This is a genomic window from Puniceibacterium antarcticum, assembly GCF_002760615.1.
Lineage (GTDB): Bacteria > Pseudomonadota > Alphaproteobacteria > Rhodobacterales > Rhodobacteraceae > Puniceibacterium > Puniceibacterium antarcticum.
Window position 1 is genome coordinate 354481 of sequence record NZ_AWWI01000121.1, and the last position, 26577, is coordinate 381057.

A 26577-nucleotide genomic window follows, 5' to 3' on the forward strand; every position below is an offset into this window, starting at 1 on the left:
ATGGGCAGGGTGGTCTTATGCTGACTGTCAGGCCGTTTTCGCGCGAAGCGAAACGCCACACGAGTTTCGCTGGACAGTTTGCCCCGGGTTTTACCCGTGCACTGGACAGACCGATAGGGCCGCAAGGCCACCAAGTTCGCCCGGGCGCTGCAATGGCGTCGGGCATCACATGGGCGCAAACGGACGGGATCCCAACGGATTTAGCTGCTTTTGCGTCGGAGAAGAACCGCGATGACGCGCGCGATCATACAAAGGCACCCCGCAAGAGACCAAAGGTCTTTGCGTGCCTGCGCGCCGTACTTCGCCTTGACAAGACACCCCCGAGCCGTGCTGCACCCGCTAGGGCCCAGCACGCGTTTGGCGTGCAAACGGATAAAATGGCTAAGAAAATGCTTATCGACGCCACCCACGCGGAAGAGACCCGCGTTGTGGTGGTTGACGGAAACAAGGTCGAGGAATTCGACTTTGAATCAGAAAACAAACGCCAGCTTGCTGGCAACATTTACCTTGCAAAGGTAACACGGGTCGAACCGTCGCTTCAGGCGGCGTTTGTCGATTACGGCGGAAATCGTCATGGTTTCCTAGCGTTTTCCGAGATTCACCCGGATTATTATCAGATCCCCGTCGCCGACCGTAAAGCGCTGATGGACGAAGAGCAGGCCTATGCCGAAGCGCAGCAGCGTGAGGACGAGGAAGACAAACCCAAGCGCGCCCGCAGCCGGACGCGCACGCGCTCGCGCTCCGAAAGCACCCGTTCCGACGATGCCACTGCGACGCAGGAAGTGTCGGGGATGGAGACGATTGACCTGGATGACGAGGAAACCTCGGACACCGAAGGTCTGTCGCCCATGGAAACCGTTGCGGCAACGCCGGTGGAAGAACCCAACGATGATCACGATCATGATCACGGCGACGATGATCACCACGACGATACCGGGGATGGCACGCAAGCCTCTGAACGCGACGAGACCATCGAATCCGTCGCCGATGAGGATACCGAAGAAGATTTTCGCCCGGTGCGCAAACCGCGTCCGCGCCGCTACAAGATTCAGGAAGTCATCAAGGTCCGTCAGATCCTGCTGGTGCAGGTCGTCAAGGAAGAGCGCGGCAATAAAGGCGCGGCGCTGACCACATACCTGTCGCTGGCTGGGCGCTACTGCGTGTTGATGCCGAACACCGCCCGTGGTGGTGGCATTTCGCGCAAGATCACCAATGCTGTCGACCGTGCCAAGCTCAAGGAAATTGCCCAGACCATCGAGGTGCCCAAGGGCGCCGGTCTGATCGTGCGCACCGCCGGGGCGAAACGCACCAAGACCGAGATCAAGCGTGACTATGAATATCTGCAGCGCCTGTGGGAACAGATCCGCGAGCTGACGCTGAAGTCGATTGCGCCCGCGAAGATTTATGAAGAGGGCGACCTGATCAAACGGTCGATCCGCGATCTCTATAACCGCGATATCGACGAGGTGTTTGTCGAGGGCGAGCGCGGCTACCGCATCGCCAAGGACTTCATGAAGATGATCATGCCGTCCCATGCGAAAAACGTGAAGCATTACGCCGAACAGATGCCGCTGTTTGCGCGCTATCAGGTCGAGTCGTATCTGTCTTCGATGTTCAACCCGACGGTTCAGCTGAAATCCGGTGGGTACATCGTGATCGGCGTGACCGAGGCGCTTGTGGCCATCGACGTGAACTCGGGCCGTGCCACCAAGGAAGGCTCGATCGAGGATACCGCGACCAAGACCAACCTCGAGGCCGCCGAAGAGGTGGCGCGCCAGCTGCGTCTGCGTGACCTTGCCGGTCTGATCGTGATCGACTTTATCGACATGGACGAGCGCAAGAACAACCTCGCTGTCGAAAAGAAGATCAAGGACAAGCTGAAAACCGACCGCGCCCGCATTCAGGTGGGCCGGATCAGTGGTTTCGGCCTTCTCGAAATGTCCCGTCAGCGCCTGCGTCCCGGCATGATCGAGGCGACGACCGCGCCCTGCGCGGCCTGCCACGGCACCGGTCTGATACGTTCGGACGACAACCTTGCCCTATCCATCCTGCGCGAGATCGAGGAAGAGGGTGTTCGTAAACGGTCGCTTGAAGTGCTCGTCAAGGCGCCGGTTGGCATTGCCAACTACCTGATGAACATGAAGCGGGAGCATATCGCCCAGATCGAGATCCGTTATGGCATGGCCATTCGGATCGAAGGGCATCCGCATCTGGTCAGCCCGGATTTCAGCCTTGAAAAATTCAAGACTGCGACCCGCACCGTGCCCGAAGTGTTGGCGCATGTGGTGTCGGTTGACACTTCGCTGATGGATCAGGTCGACGAAGACTATGTCGAAGAGGAAGAAGACGAGGACGAGGCAGAAGCCGAAGTCGTCGTTGCAGAGACACAGCAGAGCAGTGACGCACCTGCCCAGCCGCAAGCCGAGAAATCGGATGAGGATGACAAGCCAAAGAAACGCCGTCGTCGGCGTCGGCGCAGCCGGGGCAAATCGTCCAACGGGTCCGAGAATGGCGATCAGAACGGGGATTCGGACGACAGTTCCGACGCTTCTTCTGAGGCTGACGGATCCACTGATGCGGATGAGTCTGGCGATGCGGTGAGTGCAGAGCCGATGCCGACCCCGACACAGATCGTGGCCGAGGTAGAGGCGGCTGAAGCTGAGGCCCCAGTTGCTGAAGAAGCGCCGGCACCAAAGCCCAAGCGGACCCGGTCGCGTTCCAGAAAGCCTGCGGCGGATGCAGTGGCCGAGGGTGAGGCCGCGGCGGAAGTTGCGCCCAAGCCCAAGCGGACCCGCGCACGCCGCAAACCGGTGGAAGAGGTCGCACAAGTACCTGCGGAAGCGGTGGCTGCAGCCGTATCCGAGCCTGCCCCCGAGGTTGTGGCGCCCGAAGCAGCCCCGGTCGCCGAGGCCACACCGGCCCCGGTGGACGCCGTGATCGCCGCAGAGACCCTGCCGGAACTCGAAGCGGTTCAGGAGCCTGAAAGTCTGAGCCAGGAACCGGCACCGGCATCGGTCGAGGTAGAAACGGTTCAGGTGGTTGCAGAGCCCGAAGCTGTCGTTGTGCCTGAGACGCCTGTTGTGGCGGACATCCCGGCAGAGGCAGAGCCGGTTGCCGAGACCTCGGCTGAGCGCAAACTGGAGCCTGCACAAGCCGAGGCTGCACAGCCCGAGACGGATGAGCAGGACGATTCAAAGCCGAAGAAACGCGGCTGGTGGGCCATGGGGCGCTGAGGCATAACAGGTCCTGATCAGGCCACAGAGTGAAATGTAAAAGCCCCGGCAGATCTGCCGGGGCTTTTCTTATGGTGCGGGGTGGTCTGATCAGATGCGGTTCAGCCGCCCTTGCAGATGGTCCAGATCATGGCGGTGCCATCCTCGGCAGAGCTCTGCAAGTGGTGCCCCGCTTCGGCGCAGAAATGCGGCACGTCGATCACTGCGGCCGGATCGTCGGTGCGCAGCGACAGCACCTCGCCGCGGGATAAAGCCATCAAACGCTTTCGCGCTTTCAGCACGGGCAGGGGGCAGAGCAATCCGGTGGCATCAAGGTCATGTTTCATGTCCTGTGATTTAGGCCCAGTGTTACAGCCTGTCCACAGGGTTGTGACGCCAGGTCGCGTGACGGCAGCCTCGCGATGGCCTATGTCAGGGGCATGTTCGGAATCGAAATCATCGACGCGGGGCTTGCGCCCGCCATGTTTGTCGCACTGCTGGCCGGGATCGTATCGTTCCTGAGCCCATGCGTGCTGCCCATTGTGCCGCCTTATCTGGCCTTCATGTCGGGTGTGAGCGTGGCCGAGATGCAGGGTGGTGGCTCTGCCCGGTTCCGCGCGGTGATTGCTGCGCTGTTCTTTGTCATGGGGCTGTCGACGGTGTTCCTGCTTCTGGGGTTCACCGCTTCGATATTCGGGGCATTCTTCCTGCAGAATCAGGAGCTTTTGTCGCAGATTTCCGGCGTTGTGGTGATTGTTTTTGGCCTGCATTTTCTGGGGATCTTCCGCATTCCGTTTCTGGACCGCGAGGCGCGGATTGAGGCAGGGGATGGCGGGGGATCTGCCTTTGGCGCCTATATCCTTGGCCTGGCTTTTGCCTTTGGCTGGACCCCCTGCATCGGGCCGCAGTTGGGCGCGATCCTGTCACTTGCGGCCTCCGAGGCATCGGTTGCGCGGGGCACGCTGCTGCTGGGCATCTATGCGGCGGGGCTTGGCATTCCGTTCCTTTTCGCCGCGCTGTTCCTGAGCCGGGCGATGACGCTGATGAACCGCATCAAGCGACATATGAAGTTGATCGAACGGGTGATGGGTGTGCTTCTGATTGTGGTGGGCCTTGCTCTGGTGACCGGCGCATTTTCCAGCTTTTCCTTCTGGCTGCTGGAAACCTTTCCGACACTGGCCACGCTGGGCTGAGCGCCTTGGTCAATCCCGCGCCGACCTTTGGGCGGAGCGTGTATAATTTCAGACGGTTAGCGCTAAACCTCTGATGAGTCTCTACCATCGTGCGGATCTTTCGCTTAGGACTTTCGCGAACGTGATCAGCAAGGGTATTGGATCAAAAATGGCACAGGATTCCGCAGTATTTTCGGCACAGGCCGAGCGTATAAAAACCGGAAAAGGCTTTATTGCCGCTTTGGATCAGAGCGGTGGTTCCACGCCAAAGGCGCTGAAACTTTATGGTGTGGAAGAAGACAGCTATTCCGGCGACACAGAGATGTACGGCGAAATTCACGCGATGCGTTCGCGCATCATTCTGGCCCCAGATTTCACGTCGGACAAGGTTCTGGGTGCGATTCTGTTTGAACGGACCATGCGTGCAGAGATCAACGGCACGCCGACAGCGGCGCTGCTGTGGGAAGATCGCGGTGTCGTTCCGTTTCTGAAGATCGACAAGGGTCTGGAAGACGAGGCGGATGGCGTCCAGCTGATGAAGCCGATGCCGGATCTTGAGGCGCTCCTGGCTGACGCGGTCGGCTTTGGCATTTTCGGCACCAAGGAACGGTCTGTCGTGCATCATGCCAATGCGACCGGGATCGCCGCCGTGGTGGCGCAGCAGTTCGATGTTGCCAAGAGGGTTGTTGCCGCTGGTCTGGTGCCGATCATCGAACCTGAGGTGAACATCCATTCAGAGACGAAGGCAGAAGCCGAAGAGATGCTGCGCGACGAGATCCTGAAGCATCTCGACGCGCTGGAAGATGGGCAGGATGTCATGCTGAAACTGTCGATCCCGACCCAAGCCAATGTCTATGACGTTCTGGCCGACCATCCCAAGGTGCTGCGGGTTGTGGCCCTGTCTGGCGGATATTCCACCGACGATGCCTGCGCAAAGCTGTCCCACAACCGCAAGATGATCGCGAGCTTTTCGCGGGCTCTGACCGAAGGCTTGAGCAAGCAGCAATCCGAGGACGAGTTCAACACGGCCCTGGGTGGCAATATCGACAAGATCTATCAGGCGTCTCTGTAACCTGAAGGATTTTGGTCCGGCGGGATACGGAGGGATCCCTTGCCGTCGGACCAAGACTTTTCTGAAAAGTCTTGGCAAAAGTTTTCTGAAAACTTTTGCGCTGGCGGTGCAGGTCCGACCAGAAGGCGAACTGGTTCGTTATTGCAAAATATAACGACCTGTCCGGCATTGAACACCGCGCTGTATCCACGCCTTTGCAATTCCCTCTCGAACGCATCGCGACCGATCATGCGGTCGATGTCCCGCAGAGAGCGACGGACAATCCCGCCATCCCGCGCCGCCTTTGCGGAAAAGATCTGCCGAACCCAGATATCCGGCGCAATGAATGTGTGTCGCGTGCTCATGTCCAAAGCATCGCCTTGCTTGGTTAAGGATCCCTGAACCATTCGAGCACAAATACCCGTATCGCCGAGGCAAGCCCCACATCCAGCGCGCGCGCTGCGTCTATTTCGGCGGCAAGCTGGTTCAGCGGCTTGGCCTGCGCGGTGGCGATGTCGCGAAAGGCGGCCCAGAAGGCGTCCTCCAGCGACACCGATGTGCGATGTCCGCGCAGGGTCAGAGAGCGTTTGACGGGACGTGCGCTCACGCGTCCTTGTCGTCGATCTTATGTCCGTCGAGCGCCTTGGCGGCTTTGCTCAGCCTGGCGACAAGCGCCTGCTTGTCGGCGCTGGAGCGGCCGAATTTTGCGGAATGCATGTTGGCATCCCGCTTTTCGGAATCGCGCTTGCGGTCCTTGCGGGCCTTGTTGAGATTGGTGAGAGTGCTCATTCTTTGGGTCCGATCATGTCTTCTGGCCGCACCACGCGGTCAAATGTTTCTGCGTCGACAAATCCCAGCGCGATCGCCTCTTCCTTGAGGGTCGTGCCGTTCTTGTGGGCGGTCTTGGCCACCTTGGTGGCATTGTCATAACCGATGGTCGGCGCGAGGGCCGTCACCAGCATCAGAGATTCCTTCATCAGCTGGTCGATCCGCGCTACGTTGGCTTGGGTGCCTGCGACCATATTGTCAGTAAAGCTGCCCGCTGCGTCGCCCAGCAGTTGCATGCTTTGCAGCACGTTATAGGACATCATCGGGTTGTAGACGTTCAATTCAAAGTGACCCTGAGAGCCGGCAAAGCCCACAGCCGCGTCATTGCCCATCACCTGTGCGCAGACCATGGTCAGCGCCTCGGCCTGGGTCGGGTTGACCTTGCCCGGCATGATCGACGAGCCGGGTTCGTTTTCCGGCAGGATCAATTCGCCCAGACCAGAGCGCGGACCAGAGCCGAGCAGACGCATGTCATTGGCGATCTTGAACAGGCTGGCCGCCACGGTTTTCAGCGCGCCCGAGAACATCACCATGGCGTCATGGGCGGCGAGTGCTTCGAACTTGTTCGGTGCGGTGACAAAGGGCAGGTCGGTGACGGCGGCGATTTCTGCCGCGACCCGGGTGTCCCAGCCCTTTTTTGTGTTCAGCCCGGTGCCGACGGCGGTGCCGCCCTGCGCCAGTTCATAGATGTCGGGCAGGCACATTTCCACGCGCGCGATGCCCTTGGCCACCTGATGCGCATAGCCGCCGAATTCCTGACCCAGGGTCAGGGGGGTGGCGTCCTGCGTGTGGGTGCGGCCGATCTTGATGATGTCCTTGAACTCTTCGGACTTCGCGGCGAGGGCGGCCTGCAGTTTGCGCAGGCCAGGCAGCAGGGTGTCACGCGCGCTCATCCCGATGGCGACATGCATTGCGGTCGGAAAGGTGTCGTTCGACGACTGACCCATGTTGCAGTGATCATTGGGGTGAACGGGCGTTTTGCTGCCCATTTCGCCGCCGAGCATTTCGATGGCGCGGTTCGAGATGACCTCGTTCGCGTTCATGTTGGACTGGGTGCCGGACCCGGTCTGCCAGACCACCAGCGGGAAATTGTCGTCAAACTTGCCCTCGATGACTTCCTGAGCGGCGGCTGTGATGGCATTGCCGATCTCGGCGGGCATGTCGCCCTGCGCCATGTTGACGGTCGCGCAGGCCTTCTTGATCACGCCGAGGGCGCGGATGATGGCGACTGGCTGACGTTCCCAACCGATGGGGAAGTTCATGATCGAGCGCTGGGTCTGTGCGCCCCAGTACTTGTCACCCGGCACCTCAAGGGGGCCAAAGCTGTCGGTTTCGGTGCGGGTTGAGGATGTCGGGGCCATGAAAACGTTCCTGTCCTGTGCAATACGCGCGGGTTTACCGCCCGCAACGTCAGGGGGCAATCGTCAAGATCGGAATCGGGTCCGGCTTATTTGCGAAAACTGTCCAGACTGACCACATCAGCGTCCTTTTTGTCGGCCGGGCTGGATTTGCCAAGCTTGGGACGCGCCGCGGGTTCGGTTGGCTTGATGGCGGCAGTGGGGGCGTCTTCGCCTTCGTCTTCTTCCTCATGCGTTTCAAAACGCAGGCCAAATTCGACAGAGGGATCCACAAAGGTCTTGATGGCGTCATAGGGGATATATAGCAGTTCAGGCGCATCGCCAAAGTTCAGCGAAACGGAGAACCCTTCGTCGGTGACATCAAGGTTGTCGTACCAGTGCTGCATCACCACAGTCATTTCGCCCGGATAGCGGTCCGATAGCCAGTCGGCGATTTCCACGTCCGGATGGGCCGTGTCGAAGGTGATAAAAAAGTGATGTTCTCCGGGCAGGCCATTGGCCTGAACAGATGTCAGAACCTCTTGAATGAGGCCACGCATCGCCCGATGCATCAAGTTTCCGTAGTCGATCCCGCGGGACATGCCGCAATCCCTTATGGTTGTGAGGTCAGCATATTCTATTTGCCGCGAAACAAAAGAGGACTCCAGTGCATTTTTGCGACGTCTTTTTTGGAACTTCCTCAAGAGACCTGTCCCGGCGGGTCAGACTTGCGACAAAGCCCAGCCTGCAAGGGCCATCAGCGGCAGGGTGATCAGCGGGCCCCGGCGCAAGACAAGGAGGAGGACGGCCGCGAGCGCGATCAGAATCAGCGCATCCGGGCGCAGGCTGGCCGGATCCGGCAGGGGCAGGGACATCGGACCGAGGTGCTGCTGTGTGACCCGGGCGAACACCACATGCAGTGCGAACCAGAGCGACAGGTTGAGGATGACACCCACCACGGCGGCGGTGATCGCCCCGAGCGCGGCTTGCAGGCGGGGGCGGGTCTGCAGGTGTTCGACATAGGGCGCCCCGGCAAATATCCATAAAAAACAGGGCACAAAAGTCATCCAGAGCGTCAGCGCCCCGGCGATCAGTGCGAGCATCGGGCCACCGGCGGCATATCCCGTGAGCATGCCGACAAATTGTGTAACAAGAATCAGCGGACCCGGGGTGGTTTCCGCCATGCCGAGGGCGTCGATCATCTGCAGCGGGTCTAGCCAACCGCGCGCGGTCACCACTTCCTGCGCCATATAGGCCAGCACAGCATAGGCGCCGCCAAAGGTCACGACGGCGAGCTTGGCAAAAAACGCGGCAAGGACAAAGAGCAGGCTTTGGCCCATCAGCGCCAGCACCGGCAGCGGCAGCAGCCAGAGCGCGGTCCAGAGTGCGATGACACCCGGCTGGAAGGTTCCGGTCGGCAGGCCGGGCTGAGGCGCACCGGGCGCGGCGCGGGTGGCGCCGAACAGGGCAGCGACAAGGATCAGCAGAGGGAATGGAATTTGAAACAGGAAGATCGCGGCAAAACTTAATCCTGCAACCCAGGTCATGGCCGGTCCGGTCAGCCCCTTGCGCATAAGGCGGCGCAGGGCCTGAAAAACGATTACGATGACCGCGGCTTTGATGCCCAGCAACAGCGCCTCGGTTTGCGGCAGGGTGCCATATTGCGCATAGAGCAGCGCCAGCGCAGCAATGACCAAGGCCCCTGGAATGACAAACAGCAGCCCCGCCAGAAGGCCGCCCCAGGTTCCGCGCAAACGCCAGCCGGCATAGGTGGCAAGCTGCATCGCCTCGGGTCCTGGCAGGAGCATGCAAAATCCGAGTGAGTTGAGGAAATGCTGTTCGCTGAGCCAGGGGCGTTCATCCACCAGTTCGCGGTGCATCACGCCGATCTGGGCCGCCGGACCGCCAAAGGACAGCAGGCCGATGCGTCCAAAGACGCGCAGCATCTCTGGCCATGTGGGGGGCGGGGTCATTCCGGGCCTCCGTAAGGCGGATCATCAAGGAGCAAAGTTGGCTTTGGCGTAAGGAATGCGCAGGACACATGGGGCTGTCAACGCCAGAGTATGTTTGTCCGCCGCTGGCGCGCAGGAGCGTGAGGTCTGTTGGGGTGTGATGGGGGCATTGAGGCTGGACGGGTTTCGAGAATTGGGTTTTATGTATAATAATATCATATACTTATGTATATTTTGACGGCAGAGTAAAAGCGTAATGCGGGCTTGGGCTCGGGCGCATATCCTGCCGTCGTGTCGTCGAAAATTTGGGGGTAAGTGCAGGCTTCTGTTGCCAGGTGCCTGCGAACCCCGCCTTACGCTGCTAAGCGCAAGGGCTTAAGTTTTCGATGTTTGGTACCGCTTACGCGGCAACAGCCATCGGAGCACGATTGTCATTTGCAATTGTACTTTTCGGACCGATAACGGTGGTACCTCACCGAGACAAAGCAAAACCCCTTTAGACGTTCGTCGATCCTATTTCCACCCCATGACCGCCAAATGAACGGGGGTAATGGTGGAGTGGCCGGGTACCGCCCCCGGGTCCGATCCGCGTATTACGAGCGCGTTTATGTCCATAGTCTGTTGCCAGACAGTCGCAATATAGGCGGGTTCGCAGCGCAATTCAATGGGCAAGGTTGGCGGGATGTTGCAAAGGCACGTTCTGCACCGAGGGCGCGGTTCAGAGGTTGGCGTAAAGCAGCCAGACGGCAAAGATCGCCTCGAACGCGAAGTAAAGAAAAGCCTTTGGCTGCGGCGGGTTATCGAGTGTCATTGACAGGGCGCGTCCTGCGGCGGCGCCCGCATAGGCGACCCCCATCATGGCATAGGCCATGGGGGTGGCGATGAGGATGCAGCCCAGCCCGAGGGCGAGGAACAGGCCCCCAGCAGAGGCGCGCATCTCGCTCAGCCCCATATTGGTCCTTGTCGGGGCGAGGTCGAGCACCTGCGCCGTGTAGCGCGGCGCGAGAAAGCCGAAGAGGCCGAAAGCGGCGGTCAGCAGGGCACAGGCGAGGTTGAGAATATCGGTCATGCGAAGGCTCCAAAGCGGGATTCAACAGACATAGCGCCGTCCTGATCCCCGGAAAGGGCGGGAAACTCCTTAGCAGGGTCAAGGATATTTTTGGCAAGATCGCGATATGGAGCCCGTATGGAAAGCGTCTGGTTTTCGTATGGCTGACGATATGGCGTCTGGATCAGAGCGCAGCGGCGCGCGCGGCAAGCACGGTGCGGGCAAGATCGCGGGTGTAATTTTCCAGCCCCACCAGGGCGGCATCGGTTCCGGCGGCGTCGGAACGTTCCAGCGCATCGGCGATCTGGCCGTGCAGGGCGATGATTTGCACACGTGAGCGGGCGGTGAAGGTGATCATGTTCATCAGCGGCTGCATCGCCTCGACCGCACCGGCCAGCTGATAAGACAGCACCGGATTGCCCGCCGCATCGACCAGCGCGCGGTGAAAAGCGACATCCGAGGCGCAGAAGGCTTCGTCCGTCAGATCCGGCTGTCCCTGGCGGGTGATTTCTGCGCGCAGGATGTCCAGCTGACCTGCTGTGCGCCGCCGGGCGGCGAGGGGCGCGCAAGCACGTTCCAGCGCATAGCGCGCCTCGCAGGCGGTATCAAAGCTGATGGCGTTCATCGACAGCAGAAGGGTGGAGGTGGTGATCTGCTGGTTGTGCGCCTCTGCATAGGAGAGATGGTTGACGAAGGCGCCGCCGGTGGCGCCGCGCTGGGTGCGGATCAGGTTCTGGGCGGCCAGACGCTTCAGCGCCTCGCGCACTGTGGAGCGCGAGACCGAGAACTGTTCTGAGAGGTCGGATTCCGAGGGCAGGCGGTCCCCCACGATAAGGCTTCCGTCAAGGATGGCGTCGCGCAGGGAGTGCGCGATCCGGGCCGAAAGGTCGGTTGAGCTGTTTGCGGGGGTGTTTTTCATATGTCTGACAATTAGGATTTGATCGCTATTTAATTGTCTGACATTCCTGTGGTCAAGGCGCTGCCGGATTTCTGGTGATTGCGCGGGGGGTGAGAGACGGAGTGAGGGGCCAGCCCCTCACGATCCCCGGGATATTTGAGGGCAGATGAAGCAGGGCGACCTGCGCAGGAAAGGATATGCGATGTTCAAGGCACTTGTGGTCGAGAAGGATGCGGAGACGGGCAAGACTGCGGCGGCGGTGAAGGAGATTGGTGTTGAGGATCTGCCAGAAGGCGAGGTTCTGGTCGCGGTCGACTATTCGACGGTGAATTACAAGGACGGCTTGTGCGTTGGCCCCGGTGGCGGGCTGGTACGTAATTATCCGCATGTGCCGGGGATCGATTTTGCCGGTGTGGTCGAGGAGTCTTTGGATTCGCGCTACAAAGCCGGGGACAAGGTTGTTCTGACCGGCTGGCGTGTGGGTGAGGCCCATTGGGGCGGCTATGCCCAGAAGGCGCGTGTCAAGGCCGACTGGCTGGTGCCGCTGCCCGAGGGGCTGGACACGCGTCAGGCGATGGCGGTGGGCACGGCGGGCTTTACCGCGATGCTGGCGGTGATGGCGTTGGAGGATCACGGACTGAGGCCTGAGAAGGGTGAGGTGCTGGTGACGGGCGCGGCGGGTGGTGTCGGGTCGGTGGCGACGGCGATCCTGTCGGCGCTGGGCTATGACGTGGCCGCGGTGACCGGGCGACCCGAGACGGAAGACTATCTGAAATCGCTGGGGGCGACGCGGATCGTGGCGCGCGAAGAGATTGCGGAAACGGTGAAGCGGCCGCTGGAGGCCGAGACCTGGGCGGGTTGCGTGGACGCCGTGGGGGGCGCGATGCTGGCGCGGGTGCTGGGGCAGATGAAATATGGCGCTTCGGTTGCGGCGGTGGGTCTGGCCGGGGGCGCGGCGCTGCCTGCGACGGTGGTGCCGTTTCTTTTGCGCGGTGTGAACCTGCTGGGGATCGATTCCGTGATGCAGCCCTATGACAACCGGCTGCGCGCCTGGGAGCGGGTGGCGCGCGATCTGCCGATGGACAAGCTTGAGGCCATGGTGCAGCCCGCCACGCTGAGTGATCTGCCGGGGCTGGGGGCCGATATCCTCAAGGGGCAGGTGAAGGGCCGGGTTGTGGTTGATGTGAACGCCTGAGCCTTGCGGCAGCGGGCAAGCCGGGGGCTGTGTCTGCTGCTCGCGGCGTTCCGCCCTTTGGGGAAATCGCTGGTTGTCTGCCTGTCGGATGCGTCACGCATGCGGCAGGCGATGACGGTGTTTCAGACCGCCTTGTGATGGTGTTCCGGGGGTGGGGTGGCCATGCCCTGCTTATTCAGCTACTGTTCCAGAACCGACATATTCTGAAGATGTGCTGCGCAATTCCCTTTTAAACCGGAAATTGGCGCGGCTTTTCTGTTTTGAACATGTCGTTTTTAAGAAATGCCGTCGGGATCGACCCCGGTGTGAGGTGCGCTGGTGCAAGTCAGGGGGGTCGCAGGGTTGCGCCCTGTGCAGCCGCGCAGCGCGGCAGAAAACAAGGATAAGGGGACAGTCTATGACAGATGCCACAGGCGCCGAGGGCATACCCGCCCCCGAGGGGCGCTCTGCTCTGATCGACACGGATTACGAGATCGGTCAGGACAATATCGAAAGCAAGATCGGGCCCATCGGGTTCGACATTCACAACCCGGTTTTCATGATTTCCGGGCTGAGCATCATCGTCTTTGTGTTCTACACGCTGGCGCTGCCGGAACAGTCCGGGGCAGTGTTCACCTGGCTGTTCAACTCTGTGACGCAGGGGTTTGACTGGTTCTTCATCACGGCGGCCAATCTGTTTGTGATCTTCTGCCTTGTGCTGATCGTGAGCCCGCTGGGCAAGGTGCGGCTGGGCGGCAAGGATGCAACCCCGGATTACACCTATATCGGCTGGTTTGCGATGCTGTTTGCGGCTGGCATGGGCATCGGCCTGATGTTTTACGGCGTGTCCGAGCCGCTGACACATTTTTCCACGTCGATGGGCGGCACGAGCCTTGAGAATGGCGTGCGCACGGACTGGGCACCGCTGAGCGGGGCCGCAGGTGACGCGGAGGCTGCGGCACGTCTGGGCATGGCGGCGACGATCTTTCACTGGGGTCTGCACCCTTGGGCGATCTATGCGGTTGTGGCGCTGGCGCTGGCGCTGTTCAGCTATAACAAGGGTCTGCCGCTGACCATCCGGTCGGCGTTTTATCCGATTCTGGGGGAACGTGTCTGGGGCTGGCCCGGGCATCTGATCGACATTCTGGCGGTGTTTGCGACGCTGTTCGGTCTGGCCACGTCGCTGGGCTTTGGTGCCACGCAAGCCAATGCCGGTCTGAATGAGCTGTTCGGCGTTCCGGTGGGTGAGACCACCGAGGTGCTGCTGATTTCCGGGATCACGGCGATTGCGCTGATTTCGGTGCTGCGCGGTCTGGACGGTGGGGTCAAGATCCTGTCCGAGATCAACATGGGGCTGGCGGCGTTGCTGCTGGTGTTTGTGCTGTTCGTGGGGCCGACCATGCTGATCCTGACCGGATTTGTCGACGCACTGGGTGCCTATCTGGAATATCTGCCTGCACTGGCCAATCCGATCGGACGGACGGATGTGAACTTTGTGCAGGGGTGGACATCCTTCTACTGGGCGTGGTGGATCAGCTGGTCACCCTTTGTGGGCATGTTCATCGCGCGGGTGTCGCGCGGACGCACGGTGCGGGAATTCCTGACCTGCGTGCTGCTGATCCCGAGCCTTGTCTGCGTGCTGTGGATGGCGGTCTTTGGTGGCGTTGCGGTGCATCAGGTGGTGGCCGATGGCTATACCGTGGCACAGGACGCGGCGCTGGAGCTGCAGCTGTTCAAGATGTTGGCGGCATTGCCGCTGGCGAGTATCACAAGCTTTATCGGCATCGTGCTGGTCATCGTGTTCTTTGTGACCTCGTCTGATTCCGGCTCACTTGTGATCGACACCATCACGGCGGGGGGCAAGGTCGATGCGCCCGTGCCGCAGCGGGTGTTCTGGTGCATCTTTGAAGGCGCTGTGGCGATTGTGCTGCTGCTGTCCGCTGGGGGGCTGAAATCCCTGCAGAGCATGGTGATTTCCACCGGGCTGCCGTTCACGGTGGTGTTGCTGGTGATGTGCTGGGCGATCTTCAAGGGCCTGCTGGCGGAACGCCGCGCGATGTAAGTACGTTGCTTTGTGACGTAGAAAGGCCCCGGGGGAGAGTCCGGGGCCTTTTGCATGGGGTGGATGTTCATGGCTTGATCCTGCGGAGCGCGAGTGCCGCGCGCGCTGGTGTCTGGTGCGTGTTGAGGCGCAACGGCCTGCACCCGGCCGGGGTGCTGGCTACAAGGTGGTCTGTGCGTATTTTTGAAGAGAAGAAGCCGGAAAGTGGTTTTGTACGTTTGACCTCAGTTTCGGCGCGCTATGTGACAAAAGGTTAACGGGGGTATGGCGAGAGAAATGGCAGGGAAAAGACCGGTCCTGGTGTGGGTCAGGCGGGATCTGAGGTTGAGTGATCATCCGGCGCTTGAGGCGGCTGTGCAGAGCGGCTGTCCGGTGATTCCGGTGTTTGTGCAAGATGCGTCGGTGGACCGTCTGGGGGCGGCGCCGAAGTGGCGTCTGGGGCTGGGGCTGGAACATCACGCGGCGGCGCTGTGCGCTGCGGGCAGTCGGCTGATTCTGCGGTCGGGGCCTGCGCGAGAGGTGCTGGAAGCGCTGGTCGAGGAGGTGGGCGCCGGGGCGGTTTACTGGATGCGTGCCTATGACCCCGAGGGGGTGGAGCGCGACACGCAGGTGAAGGCCGCGCTGAAGGATCGTGGCGTCGAGGCGCGGAGTTTCGAAGGGCATCTGATGTTCGAGCCTTGGACTGTCGAGACCAAGACCGGTGGGTTTTACAAGGTCTACACACCGTTCTGGAAGGCGGTGAAGGATCGCATCGTGGCAGAGCCGCTGGCGCGCCCTGCGCAGATCCCGGCACCGCAGGACTGGCCCGAGAGTGAGAGCCTTGACGTCTGGGCGTTGGGCGCGGAGATGCGGCGCGGGGCTGAGGTGGTGCGCCCCTTTGTGCGGCTGGGCGAAGAGGCGGCATTGGGGCGGCTTGGGGCGTTCATGGCGCAGGGGGTGGCCGATTATGTGGAGGCGCGCAATCTGCCTGCGGTCGATGGCACCTCGGGCCTGTCCGAAAACCTGAGCCTGGGAGAGATCACGCCGCGCCAGTGCTGGCACGCGGGTCTGAGGGCACGTGAGGCGGGCAAGGCGGGGGCGGAGACCTTCCTGAAGGAGCTGGTCTGGCGCGAGTTTGCCTATCATCTGATGTGGCACACGCCGCGCATCCTGAGCGACAACTGGAAGGAAGACTGGGATGCCTTTCCCTGGAACGAGGATGAAGAGCGCGCCGAGGTGATCGCCTGGAAGCAAGGGCGCACGGGCATTCCGTTTGTCGATGCGGCGATGCGGGAGTTGTACGTTACCGGACGGATGCACAACCGCGGACGGATGATTGTTGCGTCCTACCTGACCAAGCATTTGATGTGTCACTGGCGGATCGGCTTGCGCTGGTTCGAGGACACGCTGATCGACTGGGACCCGGCGAGCAATGCCATGGGCTGGCAATGGGCGGCGGGGTCCGGGCCGGATGCGGCGCCCTATTTCCGGGTGTTCAATCCGGTGAGCCAGCTTGAGAAGTTCGACCCCGACCATGCCTATATGCACCGCTGGATCGCGGAGGGCACATTGAAACTATCGCGGGATGCGCTGCGTTACTTTGAGGCTATCCCGAAAAGCTGGACCATATCGCCCGATGATCCATATCCCGACCCGGTCGTGGATGCCGCTGAAGGGCGCAAGAGAGCATTGAACGCCTATGAAAACAGGGACTTCTGAATGAACAAAATCGTTAACGCTTGTGGAGTCGACACCGCAGGCTGTAGCCTTGCCGATGTATTTTCCGACAGGGATGCAAGCATGATCCTGACAGACACCAAGGACCAGAAAGACCTGCCGCGCTATTTCGCGCGGGTGTTCGAGATGTCGCGGAACATGAACAAGGGGCGGATCGACTTTGTGTTGCCGGATGGTCGGGTGTTCCGGGCGGAGGGGCGCAATCCGGGGCCGGTGGCAGAGCTGCAGATCCACAACAAGGATATCTTTGCCCGGCTGATCCGCGAGGGGGATCTGGGGTTCTGTGATGCCTATCTCGACAAGTGGTGGAGCTCGCCGGATCTGCTGGCGTTCATGCAGCTTGTGCATGCGGACAATGACGACATCTATGACGGCTTTCCGGGGGCGGGGCTGGTGCGGGCCTATGAAAATCTGCGGTTCTGGCTGCAGAGCAACTCCAAGCGGCAGGCGCGCAAGAACATCAGCCACCATTATGATCTCGGCAATGAATTTTACGGGCTGTGGCTGGACGAGACGATGACCTATTCCAGCGCTCTGTTCGAGACCGGGCAGGAAAGCATGGAAAAGGCGCAGATCGCCAAATATGCCAGCATGGTGGATCAGATGGGGGTGCAGCCCGGGGATCACGTGCTTGAGATCGGCTGTGGCTGGGGTGGCTTTGCCGAATATGCCGCCAAGGAGCGCGGGCTGACGGTGACGGGGCTGACGATTTCCGAGGAACAGTACAAATATGCGGTGGAGCGGATCGCCAAGGCGGGCTTGTCTGACAAGGTGACGTTCAAGCTGCAGGATTACCGCGACGAGAAGGGCACCTATGACGGGATTGCCAGCATCGAGATGTTCGAGGCGGTGGGCGAGAAATACTGGCCGGTTTATTTCAAGACGGTGCGCGAGCGGCTGAAGCCGGGAAAACAGGCAACGCTGCAGATCATCACCGTGCAACACAAACGCTGGGATATGTACCGGCGGGGGCCTGATTTTATCCAGAAGTACATCTTTCCGGGTGGGATGCTGCCCAGCCCGGTGGTTCTGCGCGAAGAGGTGCTGAAAGCGGGGCTGGCGGTGGCGAAATCCATTGAGTTCGGATTGAGCTATAGCGAGACCTTGCTGCGCTGGCATGACACGTTCAACGAGAGGTGGGACGAGGTGGCGCAGATGGGCTTTGACGACCGGTTCCGGCGGATGTGGAATTTCTACCTCACCTCTTGTGCAGCCACGTTCCAGAGCGGTAACTGCGACGTGACTCAGATCACTATTACCAGACCAGGATAAGCCGATGTTCATCTCTGCCGTGTACCGCTCCTCCGACTCTGTGCCGGGGGGCTGACATCATGGCAGATGTGTTTTTCTACGGCACCCTGTGCCATGCGCCGCTGCTTGAGGTCGTGCTGGCCCGGCCTGCGGCTGAGATAGATGCTGTTCCGGCGGTGCTGGGGCAGCATGGCGTCTGGTGGGTTGCGGGTCATGCCTTTCCGATGATCGCTGAGGAAGAGGGCGCGCAGGCAGAGGGTTTGCTTGTGCGCGGCCTGAGTGAGACGGATGTGGCGCGGCTGAGCTATTACGAAGGCGGGTTCGATTATGCCCTGCGGGATGTTGTTGTGACGTGTGACGATAGGCAGGCCCCGGCGCAGGTCTATTTCCCGGCGAATGACCGCTGGCAGGCCGGGGCGCGCTGGGATCTGAACGACTGGGCTGGGCGCTGGGCGGCAATGACGCTGAGCGCGGCGTCCGAGGTGATGGTGCAGTTCGGGGTGAAACCGGTGGACGCGGTGCAGGGGCTTTGGCCGTTTTTCTGCGCGCGGGGCTGGGCGCAAGAGCTGGCAGCAGAGGGCGCACCGCAGACCCTGCGCAGTTCGATGACCCGGGATGACGTGAAGATCCTGCGCTATCATGCTGGATATGATGGATTTTTCCGTCTCAGGACATATGATGTGCAGCGGAAACGCTTTGACGGCACTCAGGGCGATGTGGTGACGCGCGAGGCGTTTGTGGCCTATGATGCGGCGCTGGTGCTGCCCTATGATCCGGTGAGCGATCAGGTCATGCTGATCGAACAGCTGCGGTACGGGCCGGTGCATCGCGGCGATCCGGCGCCCTGGGTTCTGGAGCCGATCGCAGGGCTTGTTGATGCGGGCGAAAACCCGGCGGATTGCGCCCGGCGCGAGGCGGTGGAAGAGGCGGGGCTGACGCTGGGGGATCTGCGCGCAATGACAAAGGTCTATGCCTCACCCGGCTATACCACGGAGTTCTTTCACTGCTTTCTGGGGCTGTGCCCGCTGGAAAAACGCGATGAGGGGATCAACGGTCTGGACGAAGAGAACGAGGATATCCGCAGTCATGTGATCCCGTTCGACACCGCCATGGCGCTGGTCGACAGCGGAGAGATCAATGTCGGCCCGTTGGTGATGATGCTGCTCTGGCTCGGGCGGCATCGCGCTGCGTTGCGCGCGCCGACTTGAGTTCGCACCCGGTGACGCCTACATCGGTGCAAACATGTCTGGAAGGGGACCCTCATGCGCATTGCACGCGATCTGGCCAGTGCGGTCGGAAACACACCGCTGATCCGGCTGAGAAAAGCCAGTGAACTGACGGGCTGCGAGATTCTGGGCAAGGCCGAGTTCATGAACCCCGGTCAGTCGGTCAAGGACCGCGCGGCGCTGTTCATCATTCAGGATGCCGTGAAAAGGGGCCTGCTGAAACCCGGCGGCACGATTGTCGAGGGCACTGCGGGCAATACCGGCATTGGTCTGGCACTGGTGGGGGCGTCGATGGGTTTCAAGACGGTCATTGTCATCCCCGAGACCCAGAGCCAGGAGAAAAAGGACATGATCCGTCTGGCTGGCGCCGAGTTGGTGCAGGTTCCGGCGGCGCCTTACAAGAATCCCAACAACTATGTGCGCTACTCCGGCCGTCTGGCCGAGGAGATGGCGCGGACGTCGGACAAGGGTGTGATCTGGGCCAACCAGTTCGACAACACCGCCAACCGTCAGGCCCATATCGAAACCACCGGCCCCGAGATCTGGGAACAGACCGGCGGCAAGGTCGATGGCTTTATCTGCGCGGCCGGCTCTGGCGGGACTGTTGCGGGCGTCGGCATGGCGCTGCAGCCCAAGGGCGTGAAGGTCGGCCTGGCCGATCCGATGGGCGCGGCCCTGCACAGCTTCTACACCACGGGTGAGTTCAAATCCGAGGGGGATTCGATCACCGAGGGCATCGGGCAGGGGCGCATCACTGCCAACCTAGAAGGGTTCACACCCGATTTCAGCTATCAGATTTCCGATCACGAGGCGCTGCCCATCGTGTTCGATCTGCTGAGCGAAGAGGGTCTGGTCATGGGTGGTTCGACCGGCATCAACGTCGCCGGGGCGATCCGCATGGCCAAGGAAATGGGTCCGGGTCATACGATCGTCACCATTCTGTGTGACTACGGCAACCGCTATCAGTCCAAACTGTTCAACCCCGAGTTCCTGACCGCAAAGGGCCTGCCAGTGCCAAGCTGGCTGGATCGTGCTCCGGCCAGCATACCCGGGGTGTTTGAGGACGCCTGATGTTTCTGATCCGCCGGCTCTGTCTTGCGCTGACGGTTCTACTGATGTTCGCCTGCGCGGCTGTCGCGCAGGCGGATCCGCCGCGCGATGTGGATTCTCAGCGCTGGGAAAGCACGGCGGTGCGTGCGGAAACCGCGCTTGCCGGTGGGCAGGCGTCCGACCGGGCGCTTGATTCACTGCGCAGTGAAATCGCGGGCTATCGCCAGCGGTTCCAGTCCGCCCAATCCGACCAGAATGAGCGTATCTCTACCCTGCAGGCCCAGTTGGACACGCTGGGGGCGGCCCCCGCGGAGGGGCAGAGCGAGGCGCCCGACATCGCCGCGCGGCGCAAGGAGCTGACCGATCAGCTGGCGCAGCAGCGCGCCCCGGTGGTGGCCGCAGAAGAGGCCTATACCCGCGCGGACGGGCTGATACGCGAGATTGACAACACCATTCGCAGCCGCGCCGCCGAAAAGGCGCTGGCCCTGGGGCCCAGCCCGCTGGTGCCGCTCTATTGGGGCGGGGCGGCGCAGGATCTGGTGCGTTCGGCCACGCGGCTGATGTCCGATACTGCAACGGCGCTGACCACGGACGGGGCGCGCACGGATTTCATATCAAGGCTTCCATCCTTTCTGATGCTGATGTTCCTGTCGCTGCTGCTGACCCTGCGTGGGCCACGCTGGGTGCATGCGGCGGTCAACGTGTTGCGGCGGCGCACGCGGCGGGGCACCGGCGTGTGGCAGTTCATGCTGTCGCTGGGCCAGATCATCCTGCCGCTGCTGGGTGTCTATGCCTTTGCCACAGCGGTGCGGATCAGCGGCCTGGTTGGTGACCGCGCCGAGACCGTGATGGTGCAGCTGCCGATCTGGATCGGTGTGGCGCTGTTCGTGCGCTGGCTGGCGGAACAGACCTTTTCGCGCAACGATGATGTGGCGACCCTGCCGATGGAGCGCAAGCTGCGCACCCAGGCGCGCTATTACGTGACGCTGATCGGGCTGATGCTGGTGCTGAAGACCGCGCTGACCTTTCTGGGGCGCATGGACGATTACGGGCTTGAGACCGAGGCAGTTCTGAATTTTCCGATCATCGTGTTGAGCGCGCTTTTGCTGTTCCGGGTGGGGCAGATCCTGCGGGTGGCGTCGCTGAAGGGCGTGTCCGAAGGGGAAGAGCCGCAGGACGAGACGCATTTCCGGCTGCGCATCGTGCGCATCTTTGGCAAGCTGATTCTGCTGCTGGCGCTGGCCGCACCGGTGCTGGCGGCGATCGGCTATGCCAACCTTGCGGATGCTTTGGTATTCCAGGCGATTGCGACCCTACTGCTGATCGGCACGGGCATGGTGATTCAGCGCTTCATCGCGGATGCGTTCGAACTGATCACCCGCAAAACGGTCGAAGAGTCCCAAAGCCTGATCCCGGTGCTGCTGGGCTTTTTGCTGATCCTGTCGTTGATGCCGCTGCTGTCGCTGATCTGGGGCGCACGGGTGGCAGACCTAACCGAACTTTGGACACGTTTCAGTGCCGGGTTCACCGTGGGCGAGACGCGCGTTGCGCCCATGGATTTTGTGGGCGTGATCATGGTCTTTGTCGTAGGCTATGCCGTCACGCGTCTCGTGCAGGGTGCGCTGCGCAGTTCCGTGCTGCCCAAGACGCGGCTGGACATCGGTGGGCGCAATGCGATCGTGGCTGGGCTGGGCTATACCGGCATCATCGGCTCGGCGTTGCTCGCCATCTCGTCCGCTGGGCTGGATCTGACATCGCTTGCCTTTGTTGCGGGTGGTCTGTCGCTGGGGGTTGGTTTCGGTCTGCAGACCATCGTGCAGAACTTTGTATCCGGCATCATCCTGCTGATCGAGCGTCCGATTTCCGAAGGCGACTGGATTCAGGTCGGCGACGAGATGGGCTATGTCAAGGATATCTCGGTCCGCGCGACGCGGATCGAGACGTTTGATCGTACCGACGTGATCGTGCCCAATGCCGATCTGATCACCGGCAACGTGACCAACTTCACCCGGGGCAATTCGCTGGGCCGCATAATCGTCCAGGTGGGTGTGGCTTATGGTACGGACACGCGGCAGGTGGAATCGGTGCTGCTGGGCATTGCGCGCGAACATCCGCAGGTGATGATGAACCCTGCACCCTATATCTACTTCAAGGGATTCGGCGAGAATGCGATGGAATTCGAGATCCGCGCGATTCTGATCGACATCAACCTTGTGCTGGATATCCGCACCGAGATGAACCACCAGATCGCCGAACGCTTCAAGGCGGCGGGCATCCAGATCCCGTTCGCGCAGCGCGACATCTGGCTGCGCAATCCCGAAATGCTGCACGATCAGAATGCGGTGGACCGGCATCACACGACGCAGGCACGGCCAGAGCCGACGCCACCACGCCCCACGCGTGACAAGGGCGCTGCGCGGGCGGCCCTGCATGGTGTGGGGGACATGTCCGATGCGGACGGGGCAGACGGAGGGGACGGCGGCAGATGAATACGAATCCGGTGTACCTCACCCATCCCTATCGGCGCGAAGCTGAGGCGCGCGTCCTGTCCCACACGCCCGAAGGCGGGGTCATCTGCGATGCCTCGGTGTTTTACCCGGCGGGTGGTGGTCAGCCGGGCGACAGCGGCTGGATCAGCTGGGGTGGTCAGCGGCTTGGCATTGCCACCGCCCTGAAGGGCATGGGTGACAGCTGCGTGCTTGTCCCGTCCGAAGCCGCCTCTCTGCCGCCGCTGGGGAGTCTGGTGCGTCAGGAGCTGGACTGGGAGCGGCGCCACAGGATGATGCGGATGCACACCGCTCTGCACCTGCTGACGGTTGTGATTGCGCTGCCGGTGACGGGGGGTGCGATCGGCGCGGGCAAGGGGCGGCTGGATTTCCTGATGCCAGAGCCACCCGAGGACCGGGATGGCATCGAGGCGGCGCTGAATGCCCTTGTGGACCGCGATCTGCCGGTGAGCGAGGACTGGATCACCGAGGCCGAGCTGGATGCCAGCCCAAACCTTATCAAGACGCTGTCGGTTGCACCCCCGCGCGGCAGCGGGCCCATCCGCCTTGTGCGGATCGGGCAGGGGGCCGAGCAGGTCGATCTGCAGCCCTGCGGCGGCACCCATGTGGCCCGCACCGGCGAGATCGGTCATCTGAGCCTTGGCAAGATCGAAAACAAGGGTCAGCAGAACCGCCGCGTGAACATCGCCCTCGATCTTTGAGGCGTTTTGGGGTCGTTGACGTTGCGTCCCCCCTCTTGCTTGTGGAATTTCACCCGCTTGTCGAGAAAATCTGATCGCTTTTTATAAGAATTCTCCAGCTTGCCCCTTGCACCCCCCCGTTGCCTCACGCTAAAGCGGTCGACGGAGAGGTGGCCGAGTGGTCGAAGGCGCACGCCTGGAAAGTGTGTAGGCGGGGAACCGTCTCGAGGGTTCGAATCCCTTCCTCTCCGCCACATACCATTTTTGTTGATTGAGCGTCGGTGCTGTTCTAACCTCTAAGGTACTGAACAGACGCACCGTTTCGTCTAATATCGTTTGCAACCGTCTAAATTCGGTTTTGCTCGGTGCTATTCATTCCGTGGTACGAAATGAGGTATCTAGCATGACTTATAGCAGCGGCAGGCTGACGAAGAATCTCGTCCGCTCGCTGAGGTCGGGCCGTCATGGTGACGGAAACGGCCTCTACTTGATCGTCGATCCTTCCGGCGCACGACGTTGGATCGTGCGCGTGACCGTCAAAGGTCAGCGCAATCGCATGGGGAAGCCCCTGCGGACAGACTTCGGGCTGGGGGGCGCGGATGTCGTCACCCTGAACGTCGCCAGAGACCGGGCTCTGGAATATCGAAGGCTCGCGCGGCAAGGCATCAATCCAAAGTTCAATCAGGAGGTGGTGGTGCCCTGCTTCGAGGAGGTGGCCAGGACCGTTCACGTCGAACGGCTGCCAACCTGGAAGAACCCAAAGCATGCTCAGCAGTGGATCAACACGCTGGCTGAGTATGCACCCGGGGCTTCCCTGTGCCGCGGCGGGCTTCGACGCCGACTGGCCCGCCACGATGCCGATCTGGGCGGATGTTGCAGGATCGGGACTTTACTACCTGGCCGCACCGGACGGCACCGGCTACGACGCGCTCCCCGCCGCCTGCACCGCGCTGAAGTCGGCGCTGGCGATCCGCGAGCGGCTGCAACTGCCCGGCGTGCTTCAGGCGATGGCGCCGCCGCCGGATCTCGGCAGGCCGCGGGTCGTACTGGGCTGCGGCAGTGGTACCGCGGCCCCGGCAGAGCCCGACGCCGTGGCGGGTGGCCCCGGTGCCTGGAGCCTTCATCGGTTCGAGGTGTTCCTGACCGAGAACAGCACCGGCGACACGCTCTATGTCGCCCGCTACCAGCCCCCCGGCGAGGGTGCGGTGCCGCCGGGCCGGTGCAGCGCGGTGTGAACCTGTGCCTTTCGGATCTCTACGTGTCGGGTGGGCGGATCGCGGCGGACACGGTGGGTGCGCAAGATGACGCGCTACGGCGAGACAGCGGCCTTCGACTATTCTGCCGCCGGCGCCTTCATTCGCAACGACGAGTTCGCGGCGGGCCCGATCGCCCCGCCGCCGGGTGCCTCGACGGGGCTGATCCCGGCGGGCACCGCGGACAAGCCCTATGCGTTCGACGGGTTCGGGCAGCTTGCAAGGTCGCCGCGGCTGACCGGCACCGTCTATGACGCGCACGGGCGGCTGATCCGCGCGAAGACCGCGACCGAGGACGTGTTCTTCGGCTACGACCAGACCGGGCGGCGGCTCTACAAGCAGACCCGGCCGGTGGCCGACGGCGAGCCTGCGCTTTCGCTCTTTCCGATGCAGAGCTTCGAGGTCGGGCCGAAGGTCGAGGAAAGCTTCGTGCACATCGGCACCGCCCGGCTGGTGCGGATGGAGCACGGCACCGGCAGATGGTTCTACTACCTGCGCGACCATCTCGACAGCAGCGACTACGTGATGACCTCGGACGGTGTGCCGGTCGAGCAGATGCTCTACCCCGCCTATGGCACCGAGCATGCTCCCGAGGTGCTGAACCCCGCCTGGGGCACCCATGCCGCAGTGGTCGCGGCCGACCTGCCGCGCGAGCGGACGCACCACCGCTTTACCGGCAAGTATCTCGATGACAGCACCGGGCTCTACTATTACGGCGCGCCCTACTACGACCCGGCGCTCGGGCGCTTCATCACCCCCGACCCGCTCTACATGGGCGACCCCGAACGCTGCTCGACCAATACGGTTGCTTGCAACCTGTTCGCCTACGCGAACAACAACCCAATGGCCTTTATCGACCCGACTGGGCTTGAGGGCGTCGTGGCAGGGGACGAGGCCTATCGCCGCTAGGTCGAGCAGAGCCTCCAGCGGATCGACCCGACCGCACGGGTGGACGAGGAGACGGGGGTGATCTCGCAGAACTGGCTGCACGGTGTCTTTCTTGATGTGAAGAGCTTCTTCGTTCCCGGCACAGGCTTCGACACCGGGCGCGAACTCGTGAACCGCGTGGTCTCGGACACCCAGAAGACGACGATCAGCTTCGAGGCCGGTCAGGCAGGGGCGGACCGGGCCGATCCCTCGGTGAACTGGATGGCGACCAAGGGCGATGCAACGGTGGCCTATGACCCCGCGTTCACGCCGTCGCTGCCCGAGTTCAACCCGGCGACGGGCAAGGTGAACGACGTCGCGGTCGATCCCGGGATCGCGATAGGGCATGAGCTGATCCATGCGACGCATATCATGGCCGGGCAGATCTCTGGCCTCAGCCCGGTGAACTACACCGGGGTTGACGGCACGCCGCACCGGGCCAAGTTCGATGAAGAGGCCCGGACCGTGGGGGTCGGCGGCTCGCCGCGCGCCGATGACATCACCGAAAACGACCTGCGCCGGCAGAACGGGATCGACCTGCGCAACAACTACAGCGACTACGCGGTGCCGTGACGGTGCCGAGCCCTTTCCCCATGCAGCAAGGAACACGACCATGAGACCGACACTCAACGGGATACTGCGCGCGCTTCTGGTGGCGGGTCTGCTCGCCACCCCCGCGGCAGCGCAGATGACAGGCCCCGGGCTCACGCGCCCCGCGGTCGTGCCGCTCGACTTTCTGCGGCGATCCGGCAAGGACGCGGAGTGGCTTGGCGCGGAGCTCGCGCGGATGGGGTTCGGGGCCGAGGTCGCGATGACGAAGGAAGGACTCGAGGTGCAGACCCTGCCCGCGCTGAAGGCCGTCAACCGGATCCGAGCTTTTGCCTATCTTGCGGCGCAGAGCCTCAAGTCACCCTACCTCGATCTGGTGGTCGTGCCGCCCGGCGAGGCACCGGTGCGCTGCGTCACACTGTTTCCCGCCAACATCGTCCCCTCGATCACCGCCATGGATTTTTCGCGCGAGAGCTTCCCGGCGGCGCCGACCGACGCGGCGCCGACCGACGCGGCGCTGCTCGACCAGCGCCGGGTCGATCCCGCGCGCCAGAAGGAATATGCCGCGCTCGACCGCGAGGCCTTCCGCGAACGCTACTTCGATGCGAACGGCAACCTGCGGGATGGTTTGTCGTCGCTGAACTCCGACACCGGTTTTATCGCCACGGCCTTCGATCACGGCTT

24 protein-coding genes, 1 tRNA gene, 1 other RNA gene and 1 pseudogene are annotated in these 26577 nt (G+C 62.0%); 17 read left to right on the forward strand and 10 right to left on the reverse strand.

Annotated elements, in window-relative coordinates; genetic code table 11:
* Positions 1–377 precede the first annotated feature (377 nt).
* Complete coding sequence (locus P775_RS18785) at positions 378–3233, forward strand: Rne/Rng family ribonuclease (protein WP_099912412.1); 2856 nt, start codon at positions 378–380, stop codon at positions 3231–3233.
* Positions 3234–3334: 101 nt separating this feature from the next.
* On the opposite strand, the gene P775_RS18790 is transcribed toward P775_RS18785, so the two are convergent.
* Positions 3335–3559: a sulfurtransferase TusA family protein gene (locus P775_RS18790; protein ID WP_099912413.1), complete on the reverse strand. Its 225-nt coding sequence runs from the start codon at positions 3557–3559 to the stop codon at positions 3335–3337.
* Positions 3560–3652: 93 nt separating this feature from the next.
* Here P775_RS18790 and P775_RS18795 point away from each other — a divergent pair, with 93 nt between their 5' ends.
* Complete coding sequence (locus P775_RS18795; RefSeq protein ID WP_099912461.1) at positions 3653–4405, forward strand: cytochrome c biogenesis CcdA family protein; 753 nt, start codon at positions 3653–3655, stop codon at positions 4403–4405.
* Between the two features lie 148 nt (positions 4406–4553).
* Positions 4554–5456, forward strand: a complete 903-nt coding sequence (locus P775_RS18800) for a fructose bisphosphate aldolase (RefSeq protein WP_099912414.1) — start codon at positions 4554–4556, stop codon at positions 5454–5456.
* Here P775_RS18800 and P775_RS29595 read toward each other — a convergent pair.
* The 9 genes from P775_RS29595 to P775_RS18845 form a co-directional block, all read right to left on the reverse strand.
* Entirely contained in the window at positions 5441–5800 is a 360-nt protein-coding gene (locus P775_RS29595) for an aspartate aminotransferase (RefSeq protein ID WP_342749669.1), read from the reverse strand. The two genes, P775_RS18800 and P775_RS29595, sit on opposite strands and share 16 nt — an antisense overlap.
* 23 nt (positions 5801–5823) lie before the next feature.
* Positions 5824–6042 carry a ribbon-helix-helix domain-containing protein gene (locus tag P775_RS18810; RefSeq protein ID WP_099912415.1) on the reverse strand — a complete coding sequence of 73 codons (219 nt, stop codon included), beginning with the start codon at positions 6040–6042 and terminating at the stop codon, positions 5824–5826.
* Positions 6039–6224 carry a DUF4169 family protein gene (locus P775_RS18815; protein WP_099912416.1) on the reverse strand — a complete coding sequence of 62 codons (186 nt, stop codon included), beginning with the start codon at positions 6222–6224 and terminating at the stop codon, positions 6039–6041. Before P775_RS18815 ends, P775_RS18810 begins: the two co-directional genes overlap by 4 nt.
* Entirely contained in the window at positions 6221–7624 is a 1404-nt protein-coding gene (gene fumC / locus P775_RS18820) for a class II fumarate hydratase (protein WP_099912417.1), read from the reverse strand. The genes P775_RS18815 and fumC overlap by 4 nt, the downstream gene beginning before the upstream one ends.
* 86 nt (positions 7625–7710) lie before the next feature.
* Positions 7711–8202, reverse strand: coding sequence for an SspB family protein (locus P775_RS18825; RefSeq protein ID WP_099912418.1), 492 nt, complete (start codon positions 8200–8202; stop codon positions 7711–7713).
* Between the two features lie 120 nt (positions 8203–8322).
* Positions 8323–9573, reverse strand: coding sequence for a chromate efflux transporter (gene chrA, locus P775_RS18830; protein ID WP_099912419.1), 1251 nt, complete (start codon positions 9571–9573; stop codon positions 8323–8325).
* Positions 9574–9866: 293 nt separating this feature from the next.
* Positions 9867–10221: a transfer-messenger RNA gene (gene ssrA, locus P775_RS18835) on the reverse strand.
* Between the two features lie 49 nt (positions 10222–10270).
* The gene (locus P775_RS18840; RefSeq protein ID WP_099912420.1) at positions 10271–10621 is read right to left on the reverse strand and encodes a DUF4345 family protein; all 351 of its coding nucleotides are present in this window, start codon (positions 10619–10621) and stop codon (positions 10271–10273) included.
* A gap of 163 nt (positions 10622–10784) precedes the next feature.
* Positions 10785–11519 carry a FadR/GntR family transcriptional regulator gene (locus P775_RS18845; RefSeq protein WP_099912421.1) on the reverse strand — a complete coding sequence of 245 codons (735 nt, stop codon included), beginning with the start codon at positions 11517–11519 and terminating at the stop codon, positions 10785–10787.
* Positions 11520–11700: 181 nt separating this feature from the next.
* Here P775_RS18845 and acuI point away from each other — a divergent pair, with 181 nt between their 5' ends.
* The 14 genes and pseudogenes from acuI to P775_RS18905 form a co-directional block, all read left to right on the forward strand.
* A complete protein-coding gene (gene acuI, locus P775_RS18850; RefSeq protein WP_099912422.1) occupies positions 11701–12693 on the forward strand; it encodes an acryloyl-CoA reductase in 993 nt (330 codons plus the stop codon).
* A gap of 397 nt (positions 12694–13090) precedes the next feature.
* A complete protein-coding gene (locus P775_RS18855; RefSeq protein ID WP_099912423.1) occupies positions 13091–14734 on the forward strand; it encodes a BCCT family transporter in 1644 nt (547 codons plus the stop codon).
* A gap of 276 nt (positions 14735–15010) precedes the next feature.
* Entirely contained in the window at positions 15011–16432 is a 1422-nt protein-coding gene (locus P775_RS18860; RefSeq protein ID WP_099912424.1) for a cryptochrome/photolyase family protein, read from the forward strand.
* A gap of 81 nt (positions 16433–16513) precedes the next feature.
* Complete coding sequence (locus P775_RS18865; protein ID WP_099912462.1) at positions 16514–17722, forward strand: SAM-dependent methyltransferase; 1209 nt, start codon at positions 16514–16516, stop codon at positions 17720–17722.
* Positions 17723–17781: 59 nt separating this feature from the next.
* Positions 17782–18909, forward strand: coding sequence for an NUDIX domain-containing protein (locus P775_RS18870; RefSeq protein ID WP_099912425.1), 1128 nt, complete (start codon positions 17782–17784; stop codon positions 18907–18909).
* A gap of 54 nt (positions 18910–18963) precedes the next feature.
* Positions 18964–19998, forward strand: coding sequence for a cysteine synthase A (locus P775_RS18875; RefSeq protein WP_099912426.1), 1035 nt, complete (start codon positions 18964–18966; stop codon positions 19996–19998).
* Complete coding sequence (locus tag P775_RS18880) at positions 19998–22466, forward strand: DUF3772 domain-containing protein (RefSeq protein ID WP_099912427.1); 2469 nt, start codon at positions 19998–20000, stop codon at positions 22464–22466. The genes P775_RS18875 and P775_RS18880 overlap by 1 nt, the downstream gene beginning before the upstream one ends.
* Entirely contained in the window at positions 22463–23185 is a 723-nt protein-coding gene (locus tag P775_RS18885; protein WP_099912428.1) for an alanyl-tRNA editing protein, read from the forward strand. Before P775_RS18880 ends, P775_RS18885 begins: the two co-directional genes overlap by 4 nt.
* Positions 23186–23328: 143 nt before the next feature.
* Positions 23329–23418, forward strand: a tRNA-Ser gene (locus P775_RS18890).
* A gap of 149 nt (positions 23419–23567) precedes the next feature.
* Positions 23568–23831: pseudogene (locus P775_RS29015) on the forward strand (Arm DNA-binding domain-containing protein); the annotation flags it as partial.
* Between the two features lie 97 nt (positions 23832–23928).
* Positions 23929–24399: a hypothetical protein gene (locus P775_RS28180; protein ID WP_180287482.1), complete on the forward strand. Its 471-nt coding sequence runs from the start codon at positions 23929–23931 to the stop codon at positions 24397–24399.
* Between the two features lie 66 nt (positions 24400–24465).
* Positions 24466–25326 (forward strand): RHS repeat-associated core domain-containing protein, encoded by an 861-nt coding sequence (locus P775_RS28570; protein WP_245875759.1) that lies wholly within the window; start codon positions 24466–24468, stop codon positions 25324–25326.
* A 57-nt stretch (positions 25327–25383) separates the two neighbouring features.
* On the forward strand, positions 25384–25917 hold the full coding sequence (locus P775_RS28575; RefSeq protein WP_218967726.1) for a M91 family zinc metallopeptidase: 534 nt from the start codon (positions 25384–25386) through the stop codon (positions 25915–25917).
* Positions 25918–25957: 40 nt separating this feature from the next.
* Positions 25958–26577 (forward strand): hypothetical protein (locus tag P775_RS18905; protein ID WP_143520947.1); only part of this gene is annotated, 620 nt, incomplete at its 3' end.

Bases quoted from the DNA above. Each gene is read 5' to 3' on its own strand.
- P775_RS18785 (WP_099912412.1), top strand. From the start codon at position 378: ATGGCTAAGAAAATGCTTATCGACGCCACCCACGCGGAAGAGACCCGC.
- P775_RS18790 (WP_099912413.1), bottom strand. From the start codon at position 3,559: ATGAAACATGACCTTGATGCCACCGGATTGCTCTGCCCCCTGCCCGTG.
- P775_RS18795 (WP_099912461.1), top strand. From the start codon at position 3,653: ATGTTCGGAATCGAAATCATCGACGCGGGGCTTGCGCCCGCCATGTTT.
- P775_RS18800 (WP_099912414.1), top strand. From the start codon at position 4,554: ATGGCACAGGATTCCGCAGTATTTTCGGCACAGGCCGAGCGTATAAAA.
- P775_RS29595 (WP_342749669.1), bottom strand. From the start codon at position 5,800: ATGAGCACGCGACACACATTCATTGCGCCGGATATCTGGGTTCGGCAG.
- P775_RS18815 (WP_099912416.1), bottom strand. From the start codon at position 6,224: ATGAGCACTCTCACCAATCTCAACAAGGCCCGCAAGGACCGCAAGCGC.
- fumC (WP_099912417.1), bottom strand. From the start codon at position 7,624: ATGGCCCCGACATCCTCAACCCGCACCGAAACCGACAGCTTTGGCCCC.
- P775_RS18825 (WP_099912418.1), bottom strand. From the start codon at position 8,202: ATGTCCCGCGGGATCGACTACGGAAACTTGATGCATCGGGCGATGCGT.
- chrA (WP_099912419.1), bottom strand. From the start codon at position 9,573: ATGACCCCGCCCCCCACATGGCCAGAGATGCTGCGCGTCTTTGGACGC.
- P775_RS18840 (WP_099912420.1), bottom strand. From the start codon at position 10,621: ATGACCGATATTCTCAACCTCGCCTGTGCCCTGCTGACCGCCGCTTTC.
- P775_RS18845 (WP_099912421.1), bottom strand. From the start codon at position 11,519: ATGAAAAACACCCCCGCAAACAGCTCAACCGACCTTTCGGCCCGGATC.
- acuI (WP_099912422.1), top strand. From the start codon at position 11,701: ATGTTCAAGGCACTTGTGGTCGAGAAGGATGCGGAGACGGGCAAGACT.
- P775_RS18855 (WP_099912423.1), top strand. From the start codon at position 13,091: ATGACAGATGCCACAGGCGCCGAGGGCATACCCGCCCCCGAGGGGCGC.
- P775_RS18860 (WP_099912424.1), top strand. From the start codon at position 15,011: ATGGCAGGGAAAAGACCGGTCCTGGTGTGGGTCAGGCGGGATCTGAGG.
- P775_RS18865 (WP_099912462.1), top strand. From the start codon at position 16,514: ATGATCCTGACAGACACCAAGGACCAGAAAGACCTGCCGCGCTATTTC.
- P775_RS18870 (WP_099912425.1), top strand. From the start codon at position 17,782: ATGGCAGATGTGTTTTTCTACGGCACCCTGTGCCATGCGCCGCTGCTT.
- P775_RS18875 (WP_099912426.1), top strand. From the start codon at position 18,964: ATGCGCATTGCACGCGATCTGGCCAGTGCGGTCGGAAACACACCGCTG.
- P775_RS18880 (WP_099912427.1), top strand. From the start codon at position 19,998: ATGTTTCTGATCCGCCGGCTCTGTCTTGCGCTGACGGTTCTACTGATG.
- P775_RS18885 (WP_099912428.1), top strand. From the start codon at position 22,463: ATGAATACGAATCCGGTGTACCTCACCCATCCCTATCGGCGCGAAGCT.
- P775_RS28180 (WP_180287482.1), top strand. From the start codon at position 23,929: ATGCTCAGCAGTGGATCAACACGCTGGCTGAGTATGCACCCGGGGCTT.
- P775_RS28570 (WP_245875759.1), top strand. From the start codon at position 24,466: ATGACGCGCTACGGCGAGACAGCGGCCTTCGACTATTCTGCCGCCGGC.